At 73.8% G+C, this 8,281-nt stretch carries 7 protein-coding genes; 4 read left to right on the top strand and 3 right to left on the bottom strand.

The genetic code is table 11. The annotated features are described in order from the left end of the window. The first annotated feature begins 263 nt into the window (after nt 1-263). Nucleotides 264-965: a class F sortase gene (locus ACFC1F_RS18715; RefSeq protein WP_376159563.1), complete on the top strand. Its 702-nt coding sequence runs from the start codon at nt 264-266 to the stop codon at nt 963-965. 67 nt (nt 966-1,032) lie between these two features. Here the strand turns inward: ACFC1F_RS18715 and ACFC1F_RS18710 are convergent, their stop codons facing one another. Together ACFC1F_RS18710 and ACFC1F_RS18705 are read right to left on the bottom strand one after the other, a co-directional pair. Next, the gene (locus tag ACFC1F_RS18710; protein ID WP_376159562.1) at nt 1,033-2,064 is read right to left on the bottom strand and encodes a methyltransferase; all 1,032 of its coding nucleotides are present in this window, start codon (nt 2,062-2,064) and stop codon (nt 1,033-1,035) included. A 159-nt stretch (nt 2,065-2,223) separates the two neighbouring features. Continuing rightward, complete coding sequence (locus ACFC1F_RS18705) at nt 2,224-3,318, bottom strand: nitrous oxide reductase family maturation protein NosD (RefSeq protein ID WP_376159560.1); 1,095 nt, start codon at nt 3,316-3,318, stop codon at nt 2,224-2,226. A 249-nt stretch (nt 3,319-3,567) separates the two neighbouring features. Between ACFC1F_RS18705 and ACFC1F_RS18700 the strand changes: the two genes are divergently transcribed. The 3 genes from ACFC1F_RS18700 (at nt 3,568) to sph (ending at nt 7,917) form a co-directional block, all read left to right on the top strand. Next, nucleotides 3,568-4,530, top strand: a complete 963-nt coding sequence (locus tag ACFC1F_RS18700) for a deoxyribonuclease IV (RefSeq protein ID WP_376159558.1) — start codon at nt 3,568-3,570, stop codon at nt 4,528-4,530. Between the two features lie 183 nt (nt 4,531-4,713). After that, nucleotides 4,714-6,810, top strand: a complete 2,097-nt coding sequence (locus ACFC1F_RS18695; protein WP_376159556.1) for an MMPL family transporter — start codon at nt 4,714-4,716, stop codon at nt 6,808-6,810. 72 nt (nt 6,811-6,882) lie between these two features. Then, complete coding sequence (sph, locus tag ACFC1F_RS18690) at nt 6,883-7,917, top strand: sphingomyelin phosphodiesterase (RefSeq protein WP_376159554.1); 1,035 nt, start codon at nt 6,883-6,885, stop codon at nt 7,915-7,917. A 114-nt stretch (nt 7,918-8,031) separates the two neighbouring features. Here sph and ACFC1F_RS18685 read toward each other — a convergent pair whose 3' ends face one another. Beyond that, the gene (locus ACFC1F_RS18685) at nt 8,032-8,280 is read right to left on the bottom strand and encodes a hypothetical protein (protein WP_376159552.1); all 249 of its coding nucleotides are present in this window, start codon (nt 8,278-8,280) and stop codon (nt 8,032-8,034) included. Nucleotide 8,281 lies beyond the last annotated feature (1 nt).

Genomic DNA, 8,281 nt, shown 5'->3' with positions numbered 1-8,281 from the left:
GGGGGCCCGGCCGCCGGCGACGACGGCTTCGCCCGGCCCCCCGCGCGGGGGGGCGCCGTCTCCGCCGCCGCCCACGGCGGGGGCGCGCGGGGCGATGCCCCACGGCACCGTTCCGGGGCCGCGCCGCAGGTACGCCAGGGCCACGGGTACGACGGCGCCGCCGGTACGCCGTGGCCGCAGGCATGACGGGGCTGCCGGTACGCCGGTGCCGCAGGTACGCCACCGTTGCCGGTGTGTCGACGTGAAGGCCGAGGAGTGGAGTGATGGCCGGTCTGGTCCCTGGTACGTCCCGGCTGCTGCGCGCGGGTATGGGCGCGGCGGCGGCCGGTCTGCTGCTGATCTACAACTCGGTGGACGCCGCACCCTCCGCCGATCCCGCGCCCGGCCAGGCCGCTCCCCCCGCGGCCACCGCGGGCGCGTCACCCGGCGGGGCGCCCGCCTCCCCGACGTCCGCCCAGTCACCGGCCAAGGCGGCTCCCGGGCCCGCCGCGCCCCCGCTGAAGCGGTCCAAGCCGACCCGGCTGCGGATCCCGCAGATCGCCGTGGACGCACCGTTCACCGAGCTGACGCTCAATCCGGCCGGGCAGCTCAACGCGCCGCCGCCGGACGACAAGAACCTGGTCGGCTGGTACCGCGACGGCGTCACCCCGGGTGAACGCGGCAGCGCCGTGGTGGCCGGGCACGTGGACACCAACAAGGGCCCCGCGGTGTTCCTGCTGCTCAGCCTGCTGCTGCCGGGGAACAGGGTCGAGGTGCAGCGGGCGGACGGCACGGTCGCCGTCTTCCTGGTGGACTCGGTGGAGACGTTCGCCAAGGACGCCTTCCCCGACCAGAAGGTCTACGGGAAGACGCCCGACGCCCAGCTGCGGCTGATCACCTGCGGCGGCACGTACGACAGGAAGCGCAAGGACTACCTGGACAACGTGGTGGTCTTCGCGCACCTGGAGTCCTCGCGCAAGGCCTGAGCCGTACGACGGGACCGCCCGCACCGTGTACCCGGTGCGGGCGGTCCCGTCGTGGGCGGGCCCGGGGTCAGCCCCGGACGGTGGCCTCGAAGGCGTGCAGGTACGGGTTGACCGGGCGGACCTCGGCGACCGCCAGGCCGGCCTCCTCCATCAGCCGCACCAGGCTCTGCTCGGAGTGCTTGGCGCCGCCGACGTTGAGCATCAGCATCAGGTCCATGGCGGTGGTGAAGCGCATCGACGGGCTGTCGTCGACCAGGTTCTCGACCACCACGACGCGGGCGCCCGGGCGGGCCGCGGCGACCACGTTGGCGAGGGTGCGACGGGTGCTCTCGTCGTCCCACTCCAGGATGTTCTTGATGATGTAGAGGTCGGCGCGGACCGGGATGTCCACCCGGCAGTCGCCGGGCACCAGCCGGGCCCGGGCGGCGTAGGCGCCGCCGTCGCGCAGCCGCGGGTCCGCACCGACGACCACCTTGGGCAGGTCGAGCAGGGTGCCGTGCAGCGCCGGGTGCTTCTCCAGCAGGCTGGCGAGCACGTGGCCCTGGCCACCGCCGATGTCGACCACCGAGTCGATCCCGGTGAGGTCGAGGTAGGCGGCGAAGTCGGCGGCCGACTGGCGGCTGGAGGTGGTCATCGCCTTGTCGAAGACCTTGGCCGAGTCGCCCGCGTCGCTGTGCAGGTAGTCGAAGAACTCCTTGCCGAAGAGCTCGGGGAAGACGTTGCGGCCGGAGCGGACCGCCTCGTCCAGCTTCGGCCAGGCCTCCCAGGTCCACGGCTCGGTGCACCAGAGGGAGATGTAGCGCAGGCTGTTCGGGGCGTCCTCGCGCAGCAGGCGGGACATCTCGGTGTGCTCGAAGCGGTCGTCGCCGGTCTCCTGGAAGACGCCGTAGCAGGTGAGGGCGCGGAGCAGGCGGCGCAGCGGCTTGGGCTCGGTGTCGAGCGCGGCCGCGAGGTCGGTGACGGTGGTCGGGGTGTCGCCGAGCGCGTCGGCGACGCCGAGCCGGGCGGCCGCGCGGACGGCGGCGGCGCAGGCGGCGCCGAAGACGAGCTCCCGCAGGCGCATCGCGGCCTGCGGGGTGGTGGCGGGTGCGGTGGTCATGTGCCGTCTTTCTGCTGGTGAGAAGGGGCTGGGGTCCTCGGGGGGCTGTGGGCCGGGGTCCTCGGGGGGTGTGGCCGGGGTCCTCGGGGGCCGGCCCCCACAGGGCTGAGGGGGCCGGCGGCCGGGGCGCGCGGCCGGGGGTCCTGCGGGAGCGGCGGTTCAGCAGTGGCCGGCGGGCGAGGACAGCGCGCAGTGGTTGCGGGCGAAGGTGTTGGTGGTGCCGGTGTCGGCGTCGACCAGGTCGGCCGGGCCGTTGCCGACCGCGTGGTTGCCGCTGATGGTGTTGCGGGCGTTGGGCGCGCCGACCAGGCTGCGGAAGAGCACGATGCCGCCGGACATCGGCGAGGCGCCGACGTTGTCGCGGACGTCGTTCTCCGTCACCGAGGTGTCCTCGGCGCCGGTGAGCAGGATTCCGGTGCCCTGGATGTAGTCGAGCCGCGGGTTGGGCGGGCAGTAGTTGTTGTTGGCGACGACGCTGTTGCGGGCGATGCTCAACGCGCCGGCCCGCGGCACGCCCTCGTCGCCGACGATGAAGACGCCGCCGCAGTTGCCGTGGATGTCGTTCGCCTCGATGCTCAGGTCGCGCAGGCGGCGGACGGTGACGCCGATCCGGTTCCCGGAGAGCCGGTTGCCGCTGACCACGGTGCCCTCGGTGTCGGTGGCACCGCCCTCGTTGACCACGCTGTTGGCGAGGAAGACGCCGGACTGACCGTTGCGGGCCGACTCGTTGCCGACGATGACGGCGCGGGTCGACTTCTCCTGGCTGATGCCCTGCAGGCCGTTGTCGTGGACGTGGGTCGCGCGCACGGTCATGGCGGTGGTGGAGCTGGCGTTGATGCCGTTCTTGGTGAAGCCGGTGACGGCGAGGGCCTCGACGGTGACCCCGTCGAGCCGGTTGTCGTCGGTGCCGGCGACGCAGAGACCGTGGCCCGCGGCGGCACAGACGGAGTCGCCGGCGGTGCCGTCGGCGGCGGTACCGGGGGCGATCACGCTCTGCGGGCCGACGCCGCGCAGGGTGAGGCCGGGGGTGGTGATCCGGACGCTGCCGCGGTAGGTGCCCGCGAGCAGCTGGACGGTGTCGCCGGGCCGGGCGGAGTCGACGGCCTGCTGAATCGATTCGCCCGGCTGGACGAGGTGAAGGGCGCCCGCGGCGTGGGCCGGGGGCGCGGCGGCGAGGGTGGTGAGGGCGGTGGTGAGGGCGGTCGTGGCGGCGGCGGTGGCCGCGGCGAGGTGGTGGACCCGTCGCGTGGGCATGAGTGGTGACCTGCTTTCTGACGCGCTCGCGGGAACGCCGGCGCGGTGACGCGGTGTGAGCGAGGGATGACGGCCGGTGGATGTCGGTCGCATCGACGCTATGGGCGCGCGGGTGGGCCCGCCACCAGGGCTGGGCTGCAGGACTGACGGAGCGTCGGCAAATGGCGGCGGCGGGGGCCCGCGGGGCGGGCCGGACGGTACGGGCGGGCGCGTGCCGGGGGCTCCGGGCCGCGTGGCATGCTCGGGGCCATGAACACCGCCGCCGTCCTGCCGCCCCCAGCCGCCGTCGCACCGGCCACCGCCGTCCGCAACCCCGTCGGGGCCCACGTGCCGGTGGCCGCCCGCGGGCTGGCCGGGACGGGGCTGGCGTACGCGCGGACCGTGGGCGCCGAGGCCGTCCAGGTATTCGTGGCCAACCCGCGCGGGTGGGCCACTCCCCCGGGCAACCCGGCGCAGGACGAGGAGTTCCGCACCGCCTGCGCCGAACAGGGCATCCCGGCGTACGTGCACGCGCCGTACCTGATCAACTTCGGCTCGGACACCGCGGCGACCCGTGAGCGCTCGGCCGTCTCGCTGCGCCACTCCCTGCTGCGCGGCCACGCGATCGGCGCCCTGGGCGTGGTGCTGCACACCGGTTCGGCGGTCGGCACGGCCCCGGACGGCGGCTCCCGGCGGGCCGAGGCGATGGCGCAGGTCCGCGCGGACGTCCGCCCGCTGCTGGACGAGCTGGACGCCCTGGGCGAGGACGCGCCCTGGCTGCTGCTGGAACCGACGGCCGGTCAGGGCAGCTCGCTCTGCTCGCGGATGGAGGACCTGGCCGCGTACGTGGACGCGCTGGACGGCCACCCGAAGGTCGGGGTCTGCCTGGACACCTGCCACGCCTTCGCGGCCGGCCACGACCTGGCGGCACCGGGCGGCGTCCGGGAGGCGCTGGACGCCCTGGTGGCGGCCGCCGGGCCGGGCCGGCTGCGACTGATCCACGCCAACGACTCGGAGGACGAGGTCGGCGCCCGCAAGGACCGGCACGCCAACATCGGCGCGGGGCGGATCGGCGCGGAGCCGTTCCGCGAGCTCTTCGAGCACCCGGAGACGGCCGGGGTCCCGCTCGTGGTGGAGACCCCGGACCGCAGGCACGGCGGTGACGGGAGCGGGCACGCGATCGACATCGCACTGCTCAAGGAGCTGCGCGAGCGGGCCGCGGTACCGGCCTGACGGGCGGCCCGGCCCCGGCGGGGGGCTACGCCCCTGGCGGACCGTCGTCAACGCCCTGTCCAGCCGGCGGGACAGCACTCGGGCAACGCTCGGGCAACGCTCGGACTGCCTACTCGGGCTGCCGGGTCGGCGGGGCGGTGGCAGGCTGGAACGAGTGATGTCTCAGCCCCCTGGGGGTTTGGAATGAGCCCGACCCGGAGACTGGCCACACTCCCCTGCGGTCGCCGCAGCAAGTGGGTGGTGCTCGCGCTCTGGCTGGTGCTGCTGGTGGTGGCGGGACCGCTCGCCGGCAAGCTGACCAACGCCGAGGACAACCAGGCGTCCAGCTGGCTGCCCGGCAACGCCGAGTCCACCCAGGTACTGGACGCCCAGCGTGCCTTCCAACCGGTGGACACCGCGCAGGCCGTGGTGGTGTACCAACGCGACAGCGGGATCACCCTCGCCGACCGGGCCGAGGCCGCCCGGGACGCCACCGCCTTCGCCGGCGCGCCACACGTGCTCGGGTCGGTGGTCGGCCCCGTGGTCTCCACGGACGGCAAGGCGATGCAGACCACCGTGCCGATCGACATCGGCACCGGGGGCTGGCAGGACCTGCGCCCGGCCGTGGACAGCCTGCGCGCCACCGCCGCGGCCGACAGCCAGGGCATGGCCACGCACGTCACCGGCCCGGCCGGGATCGGCGCCGACCAGGCCGAGGCCTTCGCGGGCATCGACGGCACGCTGCTGGCCGCCACCATCAGCGTGGTGATCATCCTGCTGCTGCTCACCTACCGCAGCCCCGTCCTCTGGGCGCTGCCGCTGGTCTCGGCCGCCGGGGCCCTGATCGTCGCCCAGGCGGTCATCTACCTGCTGGCCCAGCACGCCGGACTGACCGTCAACGCGCAGAGCGCCGGCATCCTGATCGTGCTGGTCCTCGGCGCCGGCACCGACTACGCGCTGCTCCTGACCGCCCGCTACCGGGAGGAGCTGAGACGGCACGAGGACCGGCACGAGGCGATGGCCTTCGCCCTGCACCGGGCCGGCCCCGCGATCCTCGCCTCGTCGGCCACCGTGATCGCCTCGATGCTCTGCCTGCTGATCGCCGAGATGAACTCCACCAGCGGCCTCGGCCCGGTCTGCGCGATCGGCGTGCTGGTGGCGTTGATCGCGATGCTGACGCTGCTGCCCGCACTGCTGGTGATCGTCGGCCGCTGGGTGTTCTGGCCGGTCAAGCCCGCGTTCGGGACGCCGGAGCCGACCAAAACGGGCCGTTGGGCGCACGTCGGGACGTGGATCGGCCGCCGTCCGCGCAAGGTGTGGATCGGCACCGCACTGGCCCTGGCCGCCTGCTGCGTCGGGCTGGTCTCGCTCAACGCCACCGGTCTGAGCACGGCCGGCACCTTCACCGGCAAGCCGGACTCGGTGGTCGGCCAGGAGGTGCTGGAGCAGCACTTCCCCGGCGGGACGGGTGCGCCGCTGACGGTGATCAGCACGGCGGGCGGGGCCGGGGCCGTCCGCGCGGCCGCGGCGGCGACGCCCGGCGTGGCCGGGACGTCCGAACCGGTGGTGCAGCAGGGCGAGGCGCTGTTCAAGGCCACGCTCGCCGACCCGCCGGACAGCCAGGCCGCCAAGGACACCGTGGACCGGGTGCGCGCGGCCGTCCACGCCGTCCCGGACGCCGACGCCAAGGTGGGCGGCTCCACGGCCGTGATCCTGGACGCCGGACGGGCCGCGACGCACGACAACCGGACGATCATCCCGCTGGTGCTCGGCGTGGTGCTGGTGATCCTGGCGATGCTGCTGCGGGCGGTCACCGCGCCGCTGGTGCTGATCGCCACGGTGGTGCTGTCGTACGCGGCGGCGCTCGGGATCAGCGCGTTCTTCTTCGAGCACGTCTTCCACTTCGAGGGCCAGGACAACTCGTTCCCGCTGTTCGTGTTCGTGTTCCTGGTCGCACTCGGGATCGACTACAACATCTTCCTGATGACCCGGGTGCGGGAGGAGTCCGTGCACCACGGCACCCGGCACGGGGCGGTGGCCGGGCTGGCGGCGACCGGCGGGGTGATCACCTCGGCCGGGCTGATCCTCGCGAGCACCTTCGCGGTGCTCGGCACACTGCCGGTGGTGGGCTTCGCCGAGATCGGCTTCGCGGTGGCGCTGGGCGTCCTGCTGGACACCCTGGTGGTGCGGTCGGTGCTGGTCACCGCGCTCACCATGGACCTGGACCGGCACATGTGGTGGCCGTCCGAGTTGTCCAAGCAAGTCCACCGTCCGGAGAGCGAGTTGACCAGACAGCTTTAAGTTACCGTCGAGTTCACACGGTTCTCGTCCGCAGTCTTGCCGGGCGTGACCGGGACCGCGTTGACTGCGCTCATGCCAACTTTCACCACGCCTCGCCGCGGCACCCGGCTGGCCGCCGCCTGCACCGTCGCCGCCGCCCTGATCGCCCCGGTGGCCGCCGCTCCGGCCGCCTCCGCGACCACCGCCGCGGGCACGACTCCGGTCACCGCTGCGGCGGCCGCGCCGGTCGCCACGGTTCCGGCACTGAACGTGCTGACGTACAACGTGTTCCTGATGAGCAAGAACCTGTACCCCAACTGGGGCCAGGACTACCGGGCCAAGGCCATCGCCGCGGCCGACGTCTTCCAGGGCCACGACGTGGTCGTGCTCCAGGAGGCCTTCGACAACGCCGCCTCCGACCTGCTCACCTCGCAGGCCTCCGCCGCGTACCCGTACCACACCCCGGTCGTCGGCCGGTCGACCGACGGCTGGGACGCCACCGGCGGCAGCTACACCTCCGCCTCCCCAGAGGACGGCGGGGTGACGCTGCTCAGCAAGTGGCCGATCCTGCGCAAGGAGCAGTACGTCTTCAAGGACGCCTGCGGCAGCGACTACTGGTCGAACAAGGGCTTCGTCTACGCGGTGCTGGACGTCAACGGCGTGCGCACCCACGTGGTCGGCACCCACCTGCAGTCCACCGACACCGGGTGCTCCGCGGGCCAGCCCGCCGCCGTCCGGGCGGCACAGCTCAAGGCGATGAAGGCGTTCATCGACGGCAAGAACATCCCGGCCGCCGAGCCGGTCCTGCTGGCCGGCGACCTCAACATCGACTCGCACGGCAGCGAGTACCCCTCGCTGCTCGCCAACGCCAACGTCGCACCGGCCACCACGCGCAACGGCTGGGCCGACTCCTTCGACACCGTCGACAACTCGATCGCCGCCTACCGCTACCCGGGCGAGCCCAAGGAGGACCTCGACTACGTCCTCTACCGTGCCGACCACGCGCAGCCGGCGAGCTACACCAACACGGTGGTGCGCTTCCACAGCTCGCCGTGGACGGTGAGCAGTTGGGGCAAGAGCTACACCTACACCGACCTGTCCGACCACTACCCGCTGTCGGCGGGCTGAGCGGGCGAACGACCACGCGCGCACGTCTGCGCGGACGGCCGCGCGAAGGGTCGCGCGGACGGTGCCCCGGCCTGTGCTTCGCGCCGCGCCTCGGCCGATGCCTCGGCCGATGCCTCAGCCGGTGCCGGTGAAGCGGCGGTAGGCCGGTCCGAGGGCGGTCTCCAGGGACCGCCCTCGGACGGTGATGCCGGACGGGCCCAGGCCGTCGAGAGCCGGGGCCGGTCCGGCCTCGTCGGCGGGCGGCGGTACGCGCCCCTGCCAGAAGGTGTCGAGACACTCGGCCAACGGGCGGTCACCGGGTGCGGGCCGGGGGGCGCGCCCGGACCTGGCGGCGCGTCCGGGCACCGCGGTGGGCTCTGGCACC

It is taken from the genome of Kitasatospora sp. NPDC056181 (assembly GCF_042266225.1).
GTDB lineage: Bacteria > Actinomycetota > Actinomycetes > Streptomycetales > Streptomycetaceae > Kitasatospora.
Note: the sequence above shows the minus strand (reverse complement) of the source record. Positions and strands in the feature narration are given on the sequence as shown.

Coding starts and splice junctions, on each gene's coding strand:
- ACFC1F_RS18715 (WP_376159563.1), top strand. CDS start 264: ATGGCCGGTCTGGTCCCTGGTACGTCCCGGCTGCTGCGCGCGGGTATG.
- ACFC1F_RS18710 (WP_376159562.1), bottom strand. CDS start 2,064: ATGACCACCGCACCCGCCACCACCCCGCAGGCCGCGATGCGCCTGCGG.
- ACFC1F_RS18705 (WP_376159560.1), bottom strand. CDS start 3,318: ATGCCCACGCGACGGGTCCACCACCTCGCCGCGGCCACCGCCGCCGCC.
- ACFC1F_RS18700 (WP_376159558.1), top strand. CDS start 3,568: ATGAACACCGCCGCCGTCCTGCCGCCCCCAGCCGCCGTCGCACCGGCC.
- ACFC1F_RS18695 (WP_376159556.1), top strand. CDS start 4,714: ATGAGCCCGACCCGGAGACTGGCCACACTCCCCTGCGGTCGCCGCAGC.
- sph (WP_376159554.1), top strand. CDS start 6,883: ATGCCAACTTTCACCACGCCTCGCCGCGGCACCCGGCTGGCCGCCGCC.